The sequence below is a fragment of the Fulvivirga ulvae genome, from assembly GCF_021389975.1.
GTDB lineage: Bacteria > Bacteroidota > Bacteroidia > Cytophagales > Cyclobacteriaceae > Fulvivirga > Fulvivirga ulvae.
In genome coordinates this window covers 6,425,929-6,448,919 of the sequence record NZ_CP089981.1, presented here as the reverse complement: position 1 = coordinate 6,448,919, position 22,991 = coordinate 6,425,929, and the positions used below count along the sequence as shown (strand labels likewise).

The window sequence follows — 22,991 nt, the reverse complement described above, 5'->3', positions numbered from 1 at the left end:
GTTAAGTATGGGGAAAAAGAAAAGTGAACTTGTTTTGGTTTCATGGGGAGGCATTGGTGATGCTATAGTCTGCACACCAACTTTGAGAGCGCTTAAGAAGCAGGATCCTCAAAGAAAGATCACCTTATATCACCTTGGCCCAAAACATTATAGTGTATTTAAACATAATCCTTATATCGATTCATTGAGGAGCTTAAAGACAGCTACCTTATTGAAGCATCCTGCTCACTTTTATAAGTATTTGCATAAGAGGAAGCATAGGGAGACATACAACTACCTTTTCTTTCAGCCGGTGGCACCTACCCATATTTATCAGAAGAGTGTGAAGAATATTGTGGCAGATATTTTTGACCTGAAGCTTGCAGATGATAAGGTGGAGATTTTCCTTACTGAAGAGGAAGAGAAAAGTGCAAAAGAAAGACTTAGCCCATTTAAAACTCCGGTGATCATGCATGTCCACTCAAGATCGTCGCAAAATCACCATTGGGAGTTGGAAAAATGGAATACTCTGGTGGAGAGTTTACCGGAATATAACTTTATCCAGGTGGGAAACACTGATGAGCAGAAGGTAGAAGGGGCAATTGACTGGAGAGGGAAAAGCACACTTAGAGAGGCGTTTGCTTTGCTTAAATACGCATCTTCTTTTGTTGGGGTTGACTCCAGCCTTTCACATGCCACCAATGCTTTTGGGACTAAAGGAGTGGTACTATTTGGAGATTCCAGCCCAGTTTTCTGGGGACATGACAATAACCTGAATATTTACAAAGAGGTCTCATGCTCACCGTGTTTTTACTATCTGTTCAAAAACAAATGCATTTATAACCATGAGTGCATGGATAGTATAAGTGTGGAAGAAGTAAAGCAGGCACTTATCAAACAAGTGGAGAGTAGAGATCAATCAGAAATTAAAACAGTGCATTTAGACTATGCAAAATCATAAAGACACCGAAGACATTAAAGCAAGGATAGCCCATTTTCAGCAAAGGCTGGATAAGATCAACGAAGGGATCAATGATCAACTCAATAAACCTTTTTTTCAGAGAAATGAAAGAATTTGTCGATTTCTGGATGTTGAAAAAAGGGTTAACAGTATGGTAATAGATCAATTAAAATGGGTGATCAATGAGGAATGAATTGGTACTGATTTCCTGGGGAGGCATCGGAGATGTTCTGGTGTGTACACCTACCATCAGAGCTCTGAAAGAACAGGATCAGGAAAGAGATATAGTAGTATATTGTATGAAAAAGAATCATATGGACGTGTTGGCCAATAATCCGTATATTGATTCTTTGCGTTACCTGCATTGGAAATCTATGTGGAGGTACCCATACCATTTGTATGCCTACTTGTTTAATAAGAAACTGGTTAATTATACCGTATTTTCTTTTCAGCATGTAGACCCTCCAAACCTATACTCGAAAAGCATTAAACATATAGCTGCGGATATATTTGATATTACCCTCGAAAAGGATAATAATGAAATTTATCTGCTGGACGAAGAGCAGGCCTGGGCAAAAGAAAAACTCAGAGAGTATAAGAAGGTAGTGTTAATGCACGTTCATTCCAGAGTAGCACCAAACCACCTTTGGGAAATTGAAAAGTGGAACGAACTGGTAAAATCCCTGCCTGAATATACGTTTATACAAATTGGTTTTAAGGATGAAGCAAAAGTGGAGGGGGCTATGGACTGGAGAGGCAAGACAACTCTGAGAGAAGCATTTTCACTGATGAGTCAGGCAGATGGATTTATTGGTGTAGATGCGGGAATGTCTCACGTCTCTAATGCTTTCGGTACACCCGGAGTTGTATTGTTTGGAGATTCCAGTCCGGTGTTTTGGGGCCATAGCAACAACATCAATATTTATAAGAATGTGCCATGCTCGCCTTGCTACTATTACCTTTGGAAATACCGGTGTGTTTACAACCATGAATGCATGAAACTCATTACGGTAGAAGAAGTAAGGGAGGCCCTGGTCTCTCAGATGGAGAAAAATAACTTAAACCTTTATAAAACTCAAAAATATGCTGTTTAGCTATTTCAAATCGTCTTTAAAGTTTATTAAAAATAATATTGGCTTTTCAATCATTAACCTGATAGGACTGGTCGTAGGGATATGCGTATGCTTTTTTGCATTTATTTTTATCGATTTTGAGCTTAACTATGATCGATACCATGACAATGCTGATCGCATATACCGACTGGTAACAGATATAGAGAACCCCACCGGAGTGACCAACGAGAGCAGTTCAGCTCCGATGGGACCAATGATAACGGATGAATTCCCTGAGGTAGAGTCATTTGCGAGAGTGTTTCTTGATTATCTGATCCTGAAAAATGAATCAAGTGATCAATATACAGAAGAGAATATTGCCTACGCAGACTCTTCCATGTTCTCTGTATTTACCTTTTCATTTGTTCATGGAAACCCTAAAACTGCCCTGACCAAGCCCTTCAGCCTGGCCATATCCAGGTCTGCGGCCATGAGAAATTTCGGAACAACTGACTGTATGGGTAAAACATTGATGCTGGATGGAACTGAGCCTGCCCAGGTTACCGCTGTCTTTGAGGATATGCCGGAAAACTCACATTTCAAAGTCGATATTTTGTTATCAATGACCACCCTGTTACAGGAGTGGAACCCCCGAATGAATGATAACTGGACACGTTTTGGGTTTTACACCTACCTGTTATTCAATCAGCAGGTAGATGCTGAAGCTTTTAATGCAAAGCTAAAAGGGTATCCCGAAAAGTATATTCAAAAAGAGGATGTAACTTATACTTATCTTATTGAACCCTTAAAAGACCTTTATCTGCATGCACTTCCAAGAGGCAGCCGTTATGGTTCAGCTGTAACGGGTGATATTGACAAGATATACATATTTTCCATCGTAGCGGGCTTAGTACTGTTTATTGCGTGCTTCAATTTCATTAATCTTTCAACTGCCATGTCAGTAAAAAGAGCCAAAGAAATAGGAGTGAGAAAAGCTTTGGGAGCACAGAAGGAGCAACTGGTTTTTCAATTCCTTTCAGATGCACTGTATTTTTCAATAATAGCCTTCTTGCTGGCACTTGTAATAGCTGCACTTCTGTTGCCCACTTTCAATCAAATCATAGGCAAAGAGATCAGTACCAATATCTTTGATAACTACCAGCAGGTGCTTATGCTGTTTTTCATTGCCGTACTCAGTGGTGTAATTTCAGCCATATACCCCGCCATAGTGTTGTCGCGCTTTAACCCGATCAGTAGCCTGAAAGGTACCCAGGTTTCAGGTGCAAAAGGCAGTGGTCTTCGAAAGGCTCTTGTGATCATGCAGTTTGCTATTTCTATCATCCTCATCATTTCTACGGTTGTGGTTTATTCACAGCTTGATTACATGAAAAATCAGGATTTGGGATTTAATAAGAACAGGAAACTGGTTGTGGATTTTCACTTTGATAAAAGCGTTATTGAACATGAAGAGTCTCTTAAACAAAAGTTTAGTACCGTTCAGGGAGTAGAGCAGGTGTCTATATCGTCAGCCATACCGGGTAGAGTCAATCGAAAATTCGATACAGAGATACCTGATATTAATAACCAGACAGAAAGCTTCTTGTCAGACGTTTATTTTGTTGATTATAATTTTTTACAACAGTACGGTATAGAAGTTATAGCAGGCCGAGGGTTCTCCAAAGACTTTGCTACAGACTTACGCGAGGCTATGATCCTTAATGAGTCGGCGGTAGAAAGCCTGGGTTATGATAACCCCGAAGATGTAATAGGAAAAGAATTTAACCAGGGACGTGATACCGGGCTGATCATAGGAGTGGTTAAAAACTTCCACTTTGAGTCGTTCCATAACAAGGTACAGCCGCTGACCATCAGAATATTACCCGGGCTGTTTACATTTATGTCTTTTGATCTTCAGGGAAGCGACATTGCCGGCACCATGAAAGCTCTTGAAAAAGAGTGGCGCGAGCTTATTCCCAATAAGCCTTTCCTTTACTTTTTCTTTGATGATGACTACAACGCTCAATATGTTGCAGAAGAGAGATTCGGAAAGCTGTTTATCAGTTTAGCCCTGATCGCAATTATCATTTCTTGTCTGGGGCTACTGGGTCTTTCTGCCTTCAGTATGGCACAAAGAACCAAGGAGATTGGGATAAGAAAAGTGCTGGGCTCTTCCACTACCAGCGTACTTGGGTTATTGACCAAAGAGATCGTGATACTGGTAATACTTGCATTCATACTTGCTTCACCTTTAGCGTGGTATGCCGCTGATACCTGGTTACAAGGATTTGTCTATAAAATAAACATCCCCTGGTGGGCTTTTTTGCTGGGAGGAATATTTACACTCTTAATAGCTCTGCTTACCGTAAGCTTTCACACCGTTAAGTCAGCCAGACAAAATCCGGTTATCAGTTTGAAGCATGAGTAATGGTCTCTTTTTGAGAGGCCCTTTGATAAAAGTTGTGAGTTGTTGAGCATAAGCTTGACAGGTTTAGTCATTGAATAAAAAATAGTCAAAGTATAAAATGTCAGAATTTAACTTTTCTACTGTAATAGATATTCTCCGGGAAGCTAACGAGTTGGGTGTGAAGATACTATATGAGAATGACGAGCTATCTATTAAAGTGCCTAAGGGGGAGAAACTAAACGAAAGTTTTATACAACGACTTAAAGCAGAGCAATCATTGCTTAAAAGGTACTTTCAAGAATATACTACCGAAAAGCCCGTACCTGAAATAACAGAAGTTATCAATTCCGGAGGCTATAATCCTTCGCAGGCTCCCTTGTCCTTTGCCCAGGAAAGAATTTGGTTTATTGATCAACTGGAAGGTTCATCGCAGTACCACGTATCATCCGTGTTTAAGCTTAATGGAAAGGTAAGTTATGAGTATCTGGAAAAATCCTTTAAAGTACTTCTTGACAGGCAGAGAGCTCTCCGTACTTACCTGATTGTAAATGATGAAACGGCATACCAGGCAACTCAGCCATCAGACACCTGGAGTATTAACCTGCATCAGGGGCAGCAGTTTGATGAACAGAAGTTAAAACAGGAAATTGAGCGACTGAAAAAGCAGCCTTTTGATCTTACACGGGATTTTATGTTACGGGTAGATCTGCTGGAACGCACCGGTTCGGAAGTGTACCTTATCATGACAGTGCACCATATTGCCTGCGATGGCATGTCTATGGCTATACTTTTCAGGGAGTTTCAGGAGATATACAATGCCATTGTTTTAAACAAAACCGTCAGATTGCCTGAACTGACAGTGCAGTATGCTGATTATGCATTTTGGCAGCGTAAGACCTTTGATGAAGGTTACTTTGATAAAAAAATAGCCTATTGGAAGAGGCAATTGTCAGAGTCAAAGCCATTGAACCTTCCTCTTGATTTTGATAGAACAAAAGCAGCACTTAACCCCAAAGGTGACAGCTATCAGTTTGAACTTGAGAAAGAGACTACAGATAAAGTGAAAAGTCTCATTGCTACCCATCAGGGAGTAACACTATTTTCATTTTTGTTGGCGGTGTACAATGTTGTTTTAGCACGTTGGAGCAGACAAAGTGATGTTATTGTTGGGTCTCCGGTAGTTAACCGTCAGCGTGAAGGCCTTCAAAATGTAGTAGGCCTCTTCTTAAATACATTGGCTTTAAGGAATAAGCCCGGTTATGACAAGCCGTTCATGCAGTTTCTTCATGAAGTTCGCGATAACACCGTAGAAGCGTTCCAAAATCAGGATTATCAGTTCGAAAACCTGTTGGGACAACTGAATATTAAAAGAGATCTGAACAGGAACCCTCTTTTTGATGTATTCTTTAACCTGATCAATTTTAAGCAAGACACTTACGGGCACCTTGAAGGGATAGAGATCAACTCATACCAGGATAATGATTTGCTGACTGCCAAGTTTGATCTTAATCTCTATGCCAGGGAATACGAGGGAAAACTATACCTGAATTGTGTCTATAATGGAGGGTTATTCAAAAGACAAACCATTGAATACGTATTCAGTCAGTTTGCACAGCTGGTAAATCAGATTGCATCCTCACCCGAAACCCACATTGGTGAATTTGACATTTTTAGTCAGTCCGCACTGCCGGAGGTTACTAATTCAGTTCAGGTTAAGAAAAGTTTTGATCCGTTCGAAGAGATCGATCAGACGATACATGGAAGATTTTCTGAAATTGCCGGGAAGTATGGAGACCATATTGCTATTTGTACACAAGAAGATGCTATAAGCTATAAAGAATTAGACAGGCTTTCACATCAACTGGCGGATGGTCTGGTACAGGACGATCAGGTGCCTGCGGCACTGTTGTTTGACCATGGAGCCAATATGATCGTTGGTATGTTGGGAGTGCTTAAGGCTGGGCGACCCTATGTTCCTATTGATACTTCCTATCCGGTAGACCGAATTATTGAGATACTTGATGACAGCAAAGCAGATGTCATAGTCACTAATGGTGAAAATGAAGCACTGGCTCAGGAGGTTATATCGCAGATGGATAGAAGCATCCGGGTGATAAACCTCGATAAGCTGCCGGCGCCAATATCGTCTCATGCCCAAGATGTGGAGGTAAAACCGACAGATCTGGCTTATATACTTTATACCTCGGGCTCAACAGGCAAGCCGAAAGGTGTAATGCAGTCTCACTGCAATACATTACACTTTTGCAGAACATACACCAATGCCCTGCATATAAGCCCTGATGATAAGTTGACCGGATTGTCGAACTATTGCTCGGATGCGTCCAAAATGAGCATTTATGGGGCCTTGCTCAACGGAGCAACACTTTTTCCTTTTGATATAAGAAATGACGATTTCTCCAGGTTTAGCGAACTTATCGATCAGCATGGAATCACCATTTACCATTCCACACCGTCAGTTTACCGTTTTTTTACAGATACACTTAAGGCAAAACCGTCATGTACAAGCCTGCGATTGGTCGTATTGGGTGGTGAACCAGTATTGGTGGAAGATGTAGAGAGGTACAAAAGCTATTTTTCTGATAGCTGTCTGATGATTAACGGACTTGGGCCAACAGAGTCAACATTGGCGTTACAATATTTTATAGATAAAAATACAAAGACAGGAAAGGGGTATGTACCTGTGGGTTATCCGGTTGCTCATACCAGAGTAGACATCAGAAGGCCTGATCTGGAGTTGGCAGATGTATATGAAGAAGGAGAGCTTGTGTTCCATAGCAAGTATCTCGCTCTGGGATATTGGGGTGATCTTGAAAAGACGGCAAAGGCCTTTTTAGAGCCCGAGGGTAAATCGGCTGTAAGAAGCTACAGGTCAGGAGATATGGGAAGGGTTTTGCCCGATGGCACCATAGAGTTTATAGGCAGAGCGGATAATCAGGTTAAATTAAGAGGCTACCGGGTAGAATTGGGAGAGGTTGAAAACGCCATAGCCCAAATTTCCGGAGTGGAGAAGTGTAGTGTAATTTTAAAAGACCTTCATGGGGAGCCACACCTGGTGGCCTATCATGTTTCTAAGTCAGGTATTACCAGCGATCAGATTAGGAACAATCTGGCCAAACGCTTGCCAGGGTATATGATACCCACTGCTTACGTAAGTATGGCAGATATTCCTCTCAATGCAAACGGAAAACTTGACAGAAGCAAACTTCCGGAGCCGGAAAGTACCATTGAATCTGAGCGATATGTAACTCCGGCCGGTGAAACGGAGTTGAAATTGCTGAAGATATGGGCTGAACTACTCCGACAGGACGCAAACCTGATAAGTGCGGAAAGTAATTTCTTTGACCTGGGAGGGCATTCACTTATAGCTACAAAAATGGTGTCAGCCATTAGGAAAGGGGTGAGTAGCCATATTACGATAAGAGATATATTTCTATACCCAACCATTTCACAATTAGCTGAATATATAGATAATTCAGAAAGTCAGCGATATACCCAGGTACTCAGGAAACAGAACAACAAAGGGCCTGTGCCGCTTTCATTTGAGCAGGAGGGGCTCTGGTTTATTCATAACCTTCAGGGAAGTTTGCATTACCATATGCCTTGGGTGTTTAAGCTTACAGGTAAGGTAGATACCACAATTCTGGAAGAGAGTTTTAGACATGTGATTGAAAGGCACCAGGTGCTGAGAACCTGTATCGCTCACCATGACGGTCAGGGTGTTCAGGAGGTATTGCCTTCAGAGCAGTGGCATATCAGTCATATGGAAGAGCGTGATATTGTGTTAAGTGGAGACACCCTGGAAAGCTATACTCAGGAGTTCATTTCGCGTCCATTTGATATGGAAAACGACTTTATGGTCAAGGCAAGCCTCGTGAGAAAGAATGAGAACGAGCACACCCTTATCCTGTTGATCCACCACATTGCATTTGATGCCTGGTCACTCCCCATTATGGTTAGTGAGTTGTCAGAATTGTATAATGCCATCACTTCAGGGAGAAAACCCTCACTAAAAGAGTTACCTGTTCAATATTCTGATTATGCCCTATGGCAACGTACTCACCTGACACCGGAAGTATTAGAGAAAAGAATGAGCTTCTGGGCCGAAAAACTGTCAGGAGTGCAACCCCTGAGCCTGGCACCTGACTTCCGGCGCGATACAGCATCCGGTGTGAATGGAGCAGTACATTCCAGAAAAATAAACACAGAAATTTATAACGAGTTAAAAGAAGTTTCTTCAGCCAGAGGAGTGACTTTATTTATGACCCTTTTAAGTGTTTATAAGGTATTGCTATACAAGTTTACAGGGACCACTGACCTTTGCATAGGTACGCCACTTGCAGGCAGGCAAAGCCCTGAACTTGAGCTTTTGATTGGCTATTTCGTCAATACATTACCCCTGCGTACACAAATTGATGGAGACAGTACTTTTGCTCAATTACTGAAAGAAGTGAAAGATTCCGTTTTGGAAGTTTACGAAAATCAGGATGTTCCTTTTGACCAGATTCTTAAAAATATAGAAGCTGAACGGGACCAGGGCAGGAGTTCAGTTTTTCAAGTTACGTTTGCCCTTCAAAATGCTGTCAGGGCTGGTAGTGAGCAGTTTGGAGATGAACTGAAGCTTACCAGTGTAGGTACAACCAGGCATACTGCAAAGTTTGATTTCAGTCTTAATATTGTTGAGTATAATGATGGCTTGCAGCTAAACTTAAATTACCGCTCCGATCTATATTCAGCGCATACGGCAAACCAATTACTGGTTCACTATGAAGTGCTGTTGCAAAGCCTGCTAAAGGCAATGGACACCCCTTTAAAAAGGGTAAGTAGTCTTCCAGAAAGCGAAAAAACTAAAATCGCTTCATTCAGTGGAAATTACGCTGTACTCAATCAAGATGATACTATTCTGACTAAATTCCAGGAGCAGGTTGACAGTGTGCCCAATCATGTTGCAGTAATATTTGAAGGTTCCCAATTGACCTATACTGATCTTGATACTCAGTCTGATAGAGTTGCTGGTTGGCTTAGGAGCCTGGGTATTGGCAGAGAGACCATTGTACCGGTCTGCATGGATAGAACTCATCAGATGATTGTAGCTTATCTGGGTATATTAAAAGCCGGAGGAGCATACCTTCCCCTTGACCCTAAATACCCTCAGGAAAGAATCTCCCTGATGTTGGCAGATGCAGCCAGCAATCACGTTATCGTAGACCGCAAGTATATTGATAAGGTAAATAGTTTATCTGTTAAGCCGTTGGTGCTGGATGATCTGGAGATCGGAAAGCATCAGGGTTCAGAGGTTGATTATGCCAAGGTATCCTTCTCCAGTCTGGCCAATGTTATTTATACCTCAGGCTCTACAGGAAGGCCCAAAGGGGTTATGGTGGAGCATGGGAATATCGTAAGTCTGGTTAAAGCCGTAGAATATGTTACCCTTACTCCTGATGACAGGTTGCTGGCAACAGGTTCCCCGTCCTTCGATGCTTCAACCTTTGAGTATTGGAGCATGCTTCTAAACGGAGGCACACTTGTACTGGGCAAAGAGGATGAGCTACTGGATACCGATAAATTAAGGAGCCTGGTCAGAAGGAATAAGATCACTCAAATGTGGTTTACATCCGGGTGGTTCAATGAATTGGTCGAGACCGATATCACCATATTTGAGTCCCTCAATGCTATATTAGTAGGTGGGGAAAAGCTATCTGAAACTCATGTTTTTAAGGTAAAGGAACAATTTCCGCATCTTCAGATCATCAATGGATATGGCCCCACTGAAAATACAACATTCTCGCTTACCCATAACATAAGCATTGATAAGCGTGCTGCAAGTATTCCAATAGGAAGACCGCTCAACAACAGAACGGCTCATATTCTGGATGCACATCGTAATCTCGTACCAATTGGAGGCGTAGGTGAGCTTTTTCTGGGAGGAGCCGGACTGTCCCGTGAATATCTGAAAGCCCCGGAAACAACAAATGATAAATACTTTGCTTATATCCTGGATAATGGAGAAACTACAAGGATCTATAAGACCGGAGACCTTGCCAGATGGCTTCCCGATGGAGCCGTGCAATACATGGGAAGAAATGACCATCAGGTAAAAATACGAGGTCATAGAATTGAGCCGGGAGAGATAGAAAGTATTATACTTCAATCAGGGCTGGTGAAGCAGTGCGTGGTGGCCGTGTTGGAGAATAATAATGAAAGCAAGAAGCTGGTAGGCTATGTAGTACTTTCTGAAGGTGCGGCCGTAGATGAGGTTTGGGATCTTGTTAAGGGGAATCTTCCAGAATATATGGTGCCTCAGAATCTCTTTGAACTGGCGAGTATGCCACTCACGAGCAATGGAAAAGTAGATAAGCGAGCTCTTCAGGATAGTGTGACCCAGACCGATGCAGAATTTGTGGCACCTAAAGACGATCTGGAAGCTGGTATAGCTGAAATATGGAAAGACCTTCTTGGAGTAGAGGAAGTAAGTGCACATGACGATTTCTTTGATCTGGGAGGACACTCACTCCTGGCCACGAGAGTGGTATCGGCCATTCGTAAAACGCTTTCTATTAAAGTACCCATTGGTGATGTTTTTGAATACCCCAGGCTTAATGATCTGGCAGAACACTTAAGATCACTGGAAAAGGGTGATACAGATGAAGTGAGTGTCCCTCAAAAAATTGATGGTCCTGTTCCTTTGTCGTTTGCTCAGGAACGCCTTTGGTTTATAGACAGGCTTCAGGGAAGCGTGGATTATCACATGCCCTGGGTATTTCAAGTCAAGGGACAGCTTGATACCGATGTTTTGCAAAAGGCCTTTGTCAGCATCATAGAGCGTCATAATGTGCTGCGCACCGTGATCAAAGAAGAAGAGGGCATAGGGTATCAGTATACAAAAGAAGCATCTGGCTGGTCAATTAATAAAGTTGATGAGTCTGAGCTGAACGGACAGGATAAAGATGCCTATATCAATTCCCTCATTAAAGCCCCATTTGATCTCACTAAAGATTATACACTTAAGGTCACATTGATCAGGTCATCGGAACAAAATCATACGCTGCTGCTTTTGCTGCATCATATAGCCTTTGATGGATGGTCAATATCTATAATGGTCAATGAGCTGGTAGAAATATACAACAGTCTGAAAAAAGGACAGAAACCGGAACTGAAGCCCTTGCCGTGTACCTATGCCCATTATGCCCTTTGGCAAAGGTCGCATTTATCCGGGGACAACCTGAAAGCAAAAATGGGATATTGGAAGTCGAAACTTGAAGATGTTTCTACACTTCATTTACCCACCGACTTTGAGCGTTCCCGTCACCACGGGGCTATCGGTGCGGTGGCTTCTAAAAAGCTGCCTCTGCAAATACTTAAAGGCCTAAATGAAATATCGAAACAACATGATGCTACCCTTTTCATGTCTCTGCTGGCAGCTTTCAAGGTATTACTTTATAAGTACACAAACCAGACAGATATATGTGTTGGTACGCCAATAGCGGGAAGGCTGCAACAAGAATTTGAAGAGCTGATAGGCTTTTTTGTTAACACCCTTCCACTTAGGACACAAATAGCTGAAGAACACTCATTTTCGGAGTTTCTTCAGCAGGTTAGGAGAACAACATTGGAGGCTTATGAAAACCAGGAGGTGCCCTTTGAGAAGATAGTTGATGCTTTGGAAGTCGAGCGGGACATCAATCAGAACGCGATTTTTCAGGTTATGTTTTCGTTACAAAATACACCACAGGCAGAAGCTATAGCCTTGGAGGGACTGACCCTGGAGCGTGCGGGTACAGATAGGAGCCGGGCCAAGTTTGATCTTAATCTTGTAGTGAACGAAGGCGATGATGGTCTTCAATTGGGCATGGTCTATAGAAAAGATCTCTTCACAGGGGATACCATAAACCAATTACTGAATCACTATGAAAAACTTCTGTATGATATCGTTACCCAATGTAATACTCCGGTACGTCAGGCTGAACTGCTAAGTGATGAAGAAAAATCAACCCTGATATCGGGTTTTAATAACACTGACAGCAGTGTGGATTATGAAACTGTTGTTGAGGCGTTCAGGTTGACAACAACTCATGAGCCGCATAATATAGCCGTTGTAGGTAATGACAAACACACTATTACCTATCAGCAACTGGATGAACGATCTGACCAGGTTGCGCATTACCTGACAGAGTCAGGCTTGAAGCAAGGATCAGTGGTGGCAGTGTACTTCGAGAAGAGTATTGATATGATTGCAGCCATTTTGGGCGTGATCAAATCAGGTTGTATTTACTTGCCGCTGTCGTCAAAATATCCAAAGCAAAGAATACAATACATATTACAAGATTCAGGTGCTGTAGGTATCATTAGTAATAAACAGAGTAATGAGGGGCTTGATATTGATGGAGCAAAAGTGATTCTTTTAGATGATATTGTTTCGTCTACAGGTATGGGAGCATCCATGCCGGTTAAAATTAAAATCAGGCCGGAGCAGCCGGTATATATTACCTACACATCAGGTTCTACAGGGCAGCCTAAAGGAGTGACGATTGAGCATGGAAGCCTTAGCAACTATATATCACACCAGGTAAAATACTATGGACTGGAGAGTCAGGAACGGATACTGCAATTCAGTGACCCTACGTTTGATGCTTCTATCGAACAGATATTCATTGCATTTACATCAGGTTCAGCTTTGGTGTTGCTTCCGGAAGAGGACCGGTTGAATAGTTTGAAATTTAAATCTTTTCTGAGACAACATAGCATTACACACCTTCATACCACACCGAGCTACCTGAAGACCATTTCGCCGGATAACTATGACAGCCTAAGGAGGGTAATAGTAGGAGGAGAGCTTTGTGAGTATGATTTAGCAAAAGCCTGGAGTAGATATTGCCGTTTCTTCAACAAGTATGGTCCCACTGAGACCACCATTACGGTTTGTGCCTATGAGTTTAAGTCTGACCTATCCCCCCGGTTAAAATCGGTGCCTATAGGTAAGCCTGTACCTAACACACAGTTTTATGTGCTTGATGACCGGATGGAGTTGGTACCGGTAGGTGTTTCAGGTCAGCTATATATTGGAGGTAAGCAACTGGCCAAAGGTTATTTGAACAGAGATGAGCTCAATAACGAGAAGTTTGTACAAAACCCTTTTGATAAGATTAAAAATAGTAAGCTATATGCTACAGGTGACATTGTAAAATGGCTGCCTGATGGTAATCTTATATTTATTGGCAGAGATGATGATCAGGTAAAGGTCAGAGGCTTGAGAATTGAGCTGGGTGAGATAGAGTATCACCTTGGACAACATACTCAGATTAAGCATTGTAAGGTATTAATAACCGGACATCACGGAGAAAAAATTATAACAGCTTATTATGTCTCGGGGAGTGAATTAATGCCCGTGGATATAAGAAGCTTTCTACTGGAACGTCTGCCAGCCTATATGCTGCCTTCCAGCTATGTGCATCTGGGCCAGATGCCTTTGACACAGACAGGGAAGATAGATACAAAAGCATTAATATCTGTTTCCATTGTTAATGCAGAGGGTCAGCAACAGCCAATAGATGATCTGGAGAGACAACTGGTGGCTGTATGGGCAGAGGTGTTGAAGGTTGACCCCAAAAAGATAAGTACCGATCAAAGCTTCTTTGAGTTGGGTGGACATTCCCTGAAGATGATGGTTATGGTCAATGCCATTCAGAAGTTGCTTCAGGTTGACGTGCCATTGGTTGAAATATTCAAGCGCCAGGATATCAGGGGGATTAGCCAGTACATCCGTGAGTCAGAAGGTAGAATTTATAAACCTATTCCTGCACTTGAAAGGCAGCCTTACTACAAATTGTCTTCCGCTCAGCAGCGAATGTACTTTCTGCAGCAGTTCGACAAAAGTGCAGTGACTTATAATATGCCTCAGATGTACAGGCTACAGGGAGAACTGGATAGAGCAAGGATGGAACAGGCCTTCCAGGCTTTGATTAGCAGGCATGATGCATTCAGAACCTCATTTGTTGAGGTAGATGAAGAGATTGTACAGCAAGTTCATGATAGCGTTGATTTGAATATTAAGTATAAGACATGTCTGTATGATGAAGCTGCCGGAGCGATAAAGGGGTTCATTCGACCATTTGATTTGAGTGAGCGATCACTGCTCAAGGTGGGTTTGGTTTCATTTACTGATAGAGATAATGAACACCTCCTTATGGTTGATATTCATCACATTATAAGTGATGGTATCTCACAAAAAATTCTGCTCAGAGATTTTGTATCCCTTTATAATGGAGAAGACTTACCCGGGGTGAAGCTAACTTATAAAGATTATGCTGAATGGAGACAGCAGAAGGAGCAAAAAGTATCTCAGGCAGCCCAACAAGAGTTTTGGCTCAATATATTTTCCGATGAAGTACCGGTGCTGGAACTTCCTGCGGACCATCAACGACCAAAGTATAAAAGTTCTCGTGGAGGGGTAGTAGGGTTCAACCTGTCCGAAGAAGCTACACATAAGCTTCGGGAGATCTCACAGTCGGAGGGGAGTACCATGTTTATGACCCTGCTATCGACGTACTATGTGCTTTTAAGCAAATTGAGCAATCAGGAGGATCTGGTTGTAGGTACTCCGGTAGCGGGTAGAGAGCATGCTGATATCGAGCAGGTTGTTGGTCTGTTTGTAAATACATTGCCATTACGTAGTTTCCCTAAGAGGGAGTTGACTTACAGAGATTTTCTCAGTGAAATGAGGGATCAGGTGGTTTCTTATTTTGATAATCAGCAATACCCTTATGAAGAGCTGGTGGATAAACTCAGGATTGAGAGAGACCCGGGAAGAAACCCGTTATTCGAAGTTATGTTCTCTTATCAGAGCTTTGAACAAACCGAAGTGGAGATGTCAGGTATTAAGATTGGTCCATTTAGGGCAGGGAATCCATTGGCTAAGTTTGACCTGAATTTATCTGCCACCGAATCCGACGACCAGATAAACCTTAACTTCATATATAATGCAGATCTTTTTGAAGAAGATACGGTAGGCCGTTTTGCAAAATATATGAAAAGTATCATCGAGGTTATTTGTAGCAATCCGGAAATCAGATTGGGCAATATTGATTTCATGGAGCAGGCTGAACAGGATCAGTTACTCAACGAGTTTAGCGGTATACAGCAAAAGCCAGCGGCAAAGTTGATCTTTAATCATGTTATAGAGGCATTTTTAGCAAGAGTGCAAGAGGCCCCGGATAGCATTGCTCTGGTGTATGACAATTCAAGAATGACTTATCGCCAACTTGATGAACGTTCAAGCCAGGTGGCGTATACCCTGAGCGAACTGGGGATAGAGCCAGGAACGATTGTCCCTATTTGTCATGAGAAAAATATGGATATGATCGTGGCGATGCTTGGGGTACTGAAAGCAGGCTGCGCTTATCTTCCCGTATCTCCCATGTATCCTGCGTCGAGGATAGAATATATTATCACAGATGTGCAGGCTAAATATGTGATCGGAGGTGGTGATCTAGCTGGTTTTGAAGGTTCTGGTATTGAAATTATACAGATGAATAACCTGGCTGATCAATCAGCTTTAGTTGATTTCAAAGGGGTAGAAATATCTGCCAGTCAGACAGCCTATGTATTATACACGTCAGGTTCTACGGGACAACCAAAAGGTGTAGTTATCGCGCACGATAGCCTGAATAAGTTTATCGAAAGCCAGGTCAAAGCTTACCCTTTGGAGGAGGGCGAGAAAATTTTACAGTTCAGCGACTTTACTTTTGACGCTTCGGTTGAGCAAATATTTATGGCCATAACTACAGGAGCTACACTGGTGTTGCTCCCGGATCAATACAGGCTGGATCATGAGCTGTTTGAATCATACCTGCAAAGCAATGAAATCACCCATATGCATACTACACCTAGCTTCCTGAAAACTATTACTCCAGGGGCACATGGCAGCCTGAAAAGAGTGGTGGTAGGAGGAGAAGTTTGTGATTACCATTTGGCTGATGAATGGAGCAAACATTGCAGGTTCTTCAACACCTATGGGCCTACAGAGGCCACAGTAACTGTTTCCATGTTTGAGTTTAAAAGAGGGGACAATCAGGAGCTAAAATCAGTGCCCATAGGGAAGCCGGTTGCTAATGCTCAGTTGTACATACTTAATGATGATTTGAAACCTGTGCCCGTTGGTGTTGCCGGAGAACTGTACGTTGGAGGCGACCAATTGGCAGTAGGATATCTCAACAACAAAACACTAACAGCAGAAAAATTCTTAACCAACACCCTTTCGGCTCAGGGAGGCCGACTTTATAAGACAGGCGATATTACAAAGTGGCTTCCGGACGGAAACATCTTATTCATGGGAAGAAACGATGATCAGGTTAAGATCAGAGGGTTAAGGATTGAGTTGGGAGAAATTGAATACTGTCTGGGAGAACATAGTGATATTATAAATACAAAGATAATCCTTGCGGATCATCATGGTGAAAAGGTGCTTGTGGCTTATTACACGGCCCGGCAGGAAGTAAGCACTGCTGACATACGAGAATTTTTGCTGGCGTCTTTACCAGTTTACATGTTACCATCATACTATGTGTATCTGGAAGAGATGCCATTGACGCAGACAGGAAAAATAGATAAAAAAGCACTGCCACATCCTGAGTTTGCCATTTCAGGCGACATTGAGGAGGCCTCAAATCATATTGAGGAAAGCCTGATAACTATATGGTCCGGTCTATTGGGGCTACCTGAACATAAGATAAGCGTGACGAGAAGCTTTTTTGAATTAGGGGGACATTCTCTGCTTGCTACTATGATGGTAAACAAGGTGTATAGGGAGTTGAAGGTGCAGGTGCCCGTGAGGGAGGTTTTTAACAAACAGACTATAAAGGACCTTTCGGATTACATCATTACGGCTAACCAGATTGAAATACACTCTGAAAGCCAGGACGATATTATCGAATTTACACTATGAGAATTGATCAGTTTATTACGTCCTTAAGGAATAATCACAACATTATTCTTTCTGTTGATCAGGGAAGCCTGAAGATCAAATCATCTAAAAAGGATCTTTCGGATGAAATATTAAATGAGATTAAAGAAAAGAAAAGTGAAATCATGGACTTCTTCAATCAGGTGCGTAAGCCTGAGCATACAATAAGTCCGGTTGAGCAGCAGGATCACTACCCTATTTCCTTCGCACAGCGCAGGCTTTGGATACTGGATCAGGTAGTAGAGGCAGACGGCGTTTATAATGTGCCGATGGTATATTCGTTTCCCTCATTAAATATAGATGCGTTTGAGCACGCTTTTGATAGACTATTGGATAGACATGAGATCTTACGCACCACCATCCATACTATTGAAGGTGAACCTCGTCAAAAAGTACATAAGGCAAAAGATTTCCATTTTGCTATTGAAAGGTCAAAAAGGTCTGAAACAGGTATTGATGAGCTGGTAAAGCAAGAGATGTTTCAACCTTTGAATCTGAGTGTTTCGCCCATCAGAGCAACATTGGTAGAGCGACCTGATAATAGTTATGTCTTAATATTGGTTCTGCATCATATCGTTACAGATGAGTGGTCCATGAAGGTCCTTTTGAATGATTTTCTGGAGTATTACAATCATTTTAAGGATGGAAAACCACTTTCTCTGCTTCCACTGGCATTTCAATACAAGGATTATACATCCTGGCAACACAAGCAATTGAAGGAAGGTAAACTTGGAGAATCTCGTGATTACTGGCTGAAAAACCTTTCAGGAGAGATTCCTGAAATTGAGTTGCCAGTGGATAATAAAAGGGAGAATGATAAAAACTATCAGGGAGGAGCAGTTTCATTTGATGTTGGAAATGCTCATATCAGGAAATTAACAGCGCTGGCCAATCAGTATGATACAACCTTGTTTACTGTACTGGTAGGTATAGTTAATGTTTTAATACATAAGTACACCAATCAAAAAGATATCCTTATCGGGACTCCGGTGACAGGTAGAGACATCCCTGAATTGGAAAATCAGGTAGGCTACTATGGCAATACCATAGTTTTAAGGAATCATATCAAAGAAAGCGAATGTTTTACTGAATTTCTGAAAAGCGTACGTGATGTAGTACTTACAGGCTTTGAACACCAGTATTACCCATTTGATCTTTTGGTTGACGAGCTTAATGTAAAAAGGAATCTTAATCAGAATCCCTTGTTTGATGTGATGCTCTCCTATGTCGACTCCTCGAGATACATTAGTTCTGCAGATAAAAAAACGTCGGACACCATAGAAAGTGTTGATAACGGAGTTAATAAATTTGACCTTACTTTCTCTTTCATCAGAGACAAAAATCAGTCGCTGGGAGTAATCATAAACTACAACAAAGGACTGTTCAAAAAAGAGAAAATGATGCGGATGGCCGGTCATCTTCGCTTGCTTTTACAAAACATTGCAACTAACCCTGATTTGCCGATTCAGAAGATTGGTATGCTAACAGAGGGTGAAGTACAGCAGATAACGAAGCAATTTAACTATCAGGATAGCAGCATACAATATGAAACAAGCATTAAAGACCTGATCGAGGCACAGGCAAAGAGGCAACCCGATCATGTAGCCGTGGTTTCTGAGTACAAGAGTTACACTTTCAGGGAAATAAATCAGGCCGCAAATCGATTTGTCCAAAGGGTAAGAGACAACTATTCACTGCGTAAACATGACCATGTGGTGGTAGTTATGCGCCCTGATGTTGACAGGCTTATATGTTTAGTCGGGCTTATTAAATTAGGAATAGTATATGTGCCTGTTGATCCGGATTACCCACAGGAAAGGATGCAGTACATTGTAGATGATGCAAAACCCAAATTGATCATTTGTGATGAACAGATTGAGCAGTGTATGCAGAAAATGGATACTGATGTTAAGGGCATTGATTTTACAACGATCTGCTCTGGTGTTGGTGAGCACGAGCCGGCTAATCCTGATGTCCAGGTTCTTCCGGATGATATATTTGCTATACTCTACACATCAGGTTCCACCGGACAACCGAAAGGTGTTCTTATTAAGAACAGGGGCCTGATCAATAGAATGAGCTGGCTTTGGAATGCTTATGACTTTTCTGAGGCAGACCTGATCTATCAAAAAACACCCTATGTTTTTGATGTTTCCATTGGGGAGCTGTATATGCCTCTTTGCTATGGGGCTAAGTTGTTTGTTGCCGATAATAACTCTTCAGAACATGTTTATAATAACATACTGAAGTATAGAGTTACCTATGTACACTTTTCTCCAACCCTTTTAAATCAGTTTCTCGGCCTGGATAATTTGGAGGCGCTCAATAGCTCATCCTTAAGGTTTGTATTCTCCAGCGGGGAAGCTCTGTTAAAAGAAACAGTGAAAAGATATTACACAGTAATGAACATTCCTTTGATTAACCTCTATGGACCTACAGAAGCTTCAATAGAAGTTTCCTTTTATGAGGCCAAAGCAGATGATGATATTATACCGATTGGTAAACCCTTGCCAAACGTGAAGCTATATATTATAGATGAAAATGCTCAGCTTCTTCCTGTAGGTGTGGCAGGAGAAATAGCCATTGGTGGGGTTGCTCTTGCCGAAGGGTATTTAAACAGTATTGAAAAAACAAATGAAAGGTTCATTGCGGATGAACATTCGGGAGTGGCTAATGCAAGACTTTATAAAACAGGAGATCGCGGCAGGTGGAATGAAAGCGGGATGATAGAATACCTGGGAAGGTTTGATAATCAGCTAAGTTTATGGGGGGCACGTATTGAACCAGGAGAAATAGAAACAGCACTGTTGCAGCACCCCGCAATACAAGAAGTTGCTGTTGTTCCAAAAAAGGATGATTACGATAATGATCACCTTGTGGCCTTTTATGTTGAGAAAAGCGCCAAGGTGGATACTCCTTGCCCCACATCTTTACTGGTAGGGATAAAAGACGTTGAAGGTTTTAAAGACGAGATACAACCTGTTGAACATGGCTCAGGCATGATGCAGATGTTTGATGAGGCCGTACAACGTTACCCCAATCGAATTGCTGTAATCTCAGAAGGTGAACAATTAACCTACGAACAACTCCATATAGAGATTAGCAAGCTTGCAAAATATCTAGCCACTGAACTACAAGTAGGTAAAGGAGATCTGGTAAGTATACTAATGAACAGATCAGAGAAAACCATAATAGTTATACTTGCTTTGATCAAAGTGGGAGCTGTATATGTTCCTGTTGATCCGTCAACCCCTGACGCTCAACTCAACTACATACTTGCTGATACAGAGGCCAAATTATTAATTACTGACTCAGAAAATAGAAATAGAGGCATGGGAGGTGTGCCGGGGTTAGTGTATGAAGGGACAGTGCCTGAAACTGATGAGGAAGATCACTCATTTAATACTGCTAATGACGGAGACCTCTGCTATGTGTGTTATACATCAGGTACTACGGGTAAGCCTAAAGGAGTAATGGTGGAGCATCGTTCCGTTGTTGACTATATTAATACCTTTAAAGCTTACTTTAAGCTTGAAGTTAAAAATAGTGTGCTCCAACAATCATCGCTTGCCTTTGATACCGCTGTAGAAGAGATATTTCCTACCTTATGTACAGGGGCAACCCTTGTAGTACTGCCCAATGGAGGACGTGATATTGATGCCATCATAGATGCTATCAATACTTACCCCCATGCTGTTTTAAGTACCACTCCTCTAGTAGTTAATGAAATCAACAATAGAGTAGGTGAGTTGACCGTGCTCCCTGAAATTATTATAAGTGGAGGCGATGAACTCAGGCCATCCTTTATAGATCAGCTTATTGATAAAGTGAAGCTGTATAACACCTATGGCCCAACCGAAACTACCGTATGTGCCTCTTTTGCCCAGATAGTACATACTTCAATGAGTAACGTAATAGGAAAGAGTATTCCCAATCATCAAATATATCTTTTGAACGATCAAACGGAGCCAGTTGCTCATGGTGAAGTTGGAGAAATGTATATTGCTGGTGTGGGGGTAGCCCGGGGGTACAGGAATAGAGAACAGGAAACTCATGAAAACTTCCTTCCTAACCTTTTTGGTGAAGGTAGAATGTACCGTACCGGAGATTTGGCACGTGAAAATGATCAAGGATTGCTGGTATTTTGTGGGAGGAAAGACAGGCAGGCAAAAGTTAGAGGGTACAGGGTGGAACCTATGGCCGTTGATCATGCATTGAAAGAACTGGGCTTCACGGCAAATACCTATACCACTACAAAAGTTGATGGGGATGATATAAAGCAGCTGGTGACTTACTTTATTTCTTCTGAAAATGAGCCGGATACAGGTGAATTAAGAGAAGCTCTATCAGGTAAATTGCCTGCATATATGGTTCCTTCTTATTTTATCAAGGTGGATGATTTCCCAAAAACTATCAATGGAAAAATAGACGAAGAGGCGCTTCCATTACCTCCTATGATGTCAGAAAAGACAGGCAGAGGCTATGAGCTTAAAAACTACCTGAAAGGTAAATTGCCGACTTATATGATTCCTACGTACTTTTTTAAGCTTTACGAATTGCCGCTGTTACCTTCTGGTAAAGTAGACAGGAAGCTACTCCAAAAAGAAAAGATAGCATCTCATAAAAGCAAACAGGTAAAGGAGCCAAGAAATGAGCTTGAAAGGAGCTTGTTAACAATTTGGCAAAATATTTTAAAAACGTCAGTGAGTACTGACGATAACTTCTTTGAAAGTGGAGGAAACTCAATCAAAGCCACACAGATCATCTCTGCCGTGTATAAGGAGTTGGGTTATGATCTCACACTTAAAGACTTGTTTAATAATGCTTCGATTAGTGAGTTAGCGCTTGTACTTGAGCATAATAATCAGTCAAAAGATCTGCTGTGCAAACTCGGAAGCATTATTGATTATCGCCCGGAGCTCTTTTTCGTGCCACCGATTATTGGTTCTTCTACTGTATTTATGAGTCTTGCCAGGCATCTTGAGCAGCAATTCAACATCTATGGCCTGCAATATAAAGGTTTTGATCATGAAGCCACCTTTGATATGAGCATAGAGCAGGTGGCAAACTCCATGGTAGATGAGATAGTACGTGTCAACAGAAACCCAAGGCATGTAACCGTAGCCGGTTATTCTATGGGGGTGCCGGTAGCATACGAAATGACCAAGATTCTGGAGAGCCTTAGTTACACGGTTGACTTGTTTATCATTGACCGTGGAACGGGACGCGGGAACAGCCAGTTACAGCAAGGTGAAATAGATAAAATCCTGGAAAGAGAGCTTCAGGCATGGCTTGAACAAATAAAGCTGCCTGATATGGAAAGAATTAAGAAGCTGGTATACCACAATTACCAGTTGCTGAATAAATATAGCCCTTCAGGAAGTGTTGCGGCAGACATAATTGCCATTGAAGCTTCTGATAATATCAATAGCACTGAGATGGAAAAATGGAAACCCTTCACTTCCGGGGACTTTCATTGCCACTACATTGGAACTACACACCATAGGCTTTTACAGCCGGAGAATGTTGAAGAGGTTACAGGCTTTATACTAAGAAAATCTCCAGAGTTTCGCTCAAAGTCACATAGTATTATTTAAAAAAAACCTATTACTTTAATAA

6 protein-coding genes are annotated in these 22,991 nt (G+C 41.8%); all 6 read left to right on the top strand.

Annotated features, from left to right (window positions below; genetic code table 11):
• Positions 1–7 precede the first annotated feature (7 nt).
• The 6 genes from LVD17_RS26730 to LVD17_RS26705 all read left to right on the top strand — a co-directional run bounded on the left by LVD17_RS26730 (position 8) and on the right by LVD17_RS26705 (position 22,969).
• Complete coding sequence (locus tag LVD17_RS26730) at positions 8–940, top strand: glycosyltransferase family 9 protein (RefSeq protein ID WP_233763176.1); 933 nt, start codon at positions 8–10, stop codon at positions 938–940.
• Positions 927–1,133, top strand: coding sequence for a hypothetical protein (locus LVD17_RS26725; protein ID WP_233763174.1), 207 nt, complete (start codon positions 927–929; stop codon positions 1,131–1,133). The genes LVD17_RS26730 and LVD17_RS26725 overlap by 14 nt, the downstream gene beginning before the upstream one ends.
• Positions 1,123–2,034, top strand: a complete 912-nt coding sequence (locus LVD17_RS26720; RefSeq protein WP_233763172.1) for a glycosyltransferase family 9 protein — start codon at positions 1,123–1,125, stop codon at positions 2,032–2,034. The genes LVD17_RS26725 and LVD17_RS26720 overlap by 11 nt, the downstream gene beginning before the upstream one ends.
• Positions 2,024–4,417: an ABC transporter permease gene (locus LVD17_RS26715; RefSeq protein ID WP_233763169.1), complete on the top strand. Its 2,394-nt coding sequence runs from the start codon at positions 2,024–2,026 to the stop codon at positions 4,415–4,417. The genes LVD17_RS26720 and LVD17_RS26715 overlap by 11 nt, the downstream gene beginning before the upstream one ends.
• 97 nt (positions 4,418–4,514) lie before the next feature.
• Complete coding sequence (locus LVD17_RS26710; RefSeq protein WP_233763166.1) at positions 4,515–17,354, top strand: non-ribosomal peptide synthetase; 12,840 nt, start codon at positions 4,515–4,517, stop codon at positions 17,352–17,354.
• The gene (locus LVD17_RS26705; RefSeq protein WP_233763164.1) at positions 17,351–22,969 is read left to right on the top strand and encodes a non-ribosomal peptide synthetase; all 5,619 of its coding nucleotides are present in this window, start codon (positions 17,351–17,353) and stop codon (positions 22,967–22,969) included. The genes LVD17_RS26710 and LVD17_RS26705 overlap by 4 nt, the downstream gene beginning before the upstream one ends.
• Positions 22,970–22,991 lie beyond the last annotated feature (22 nt).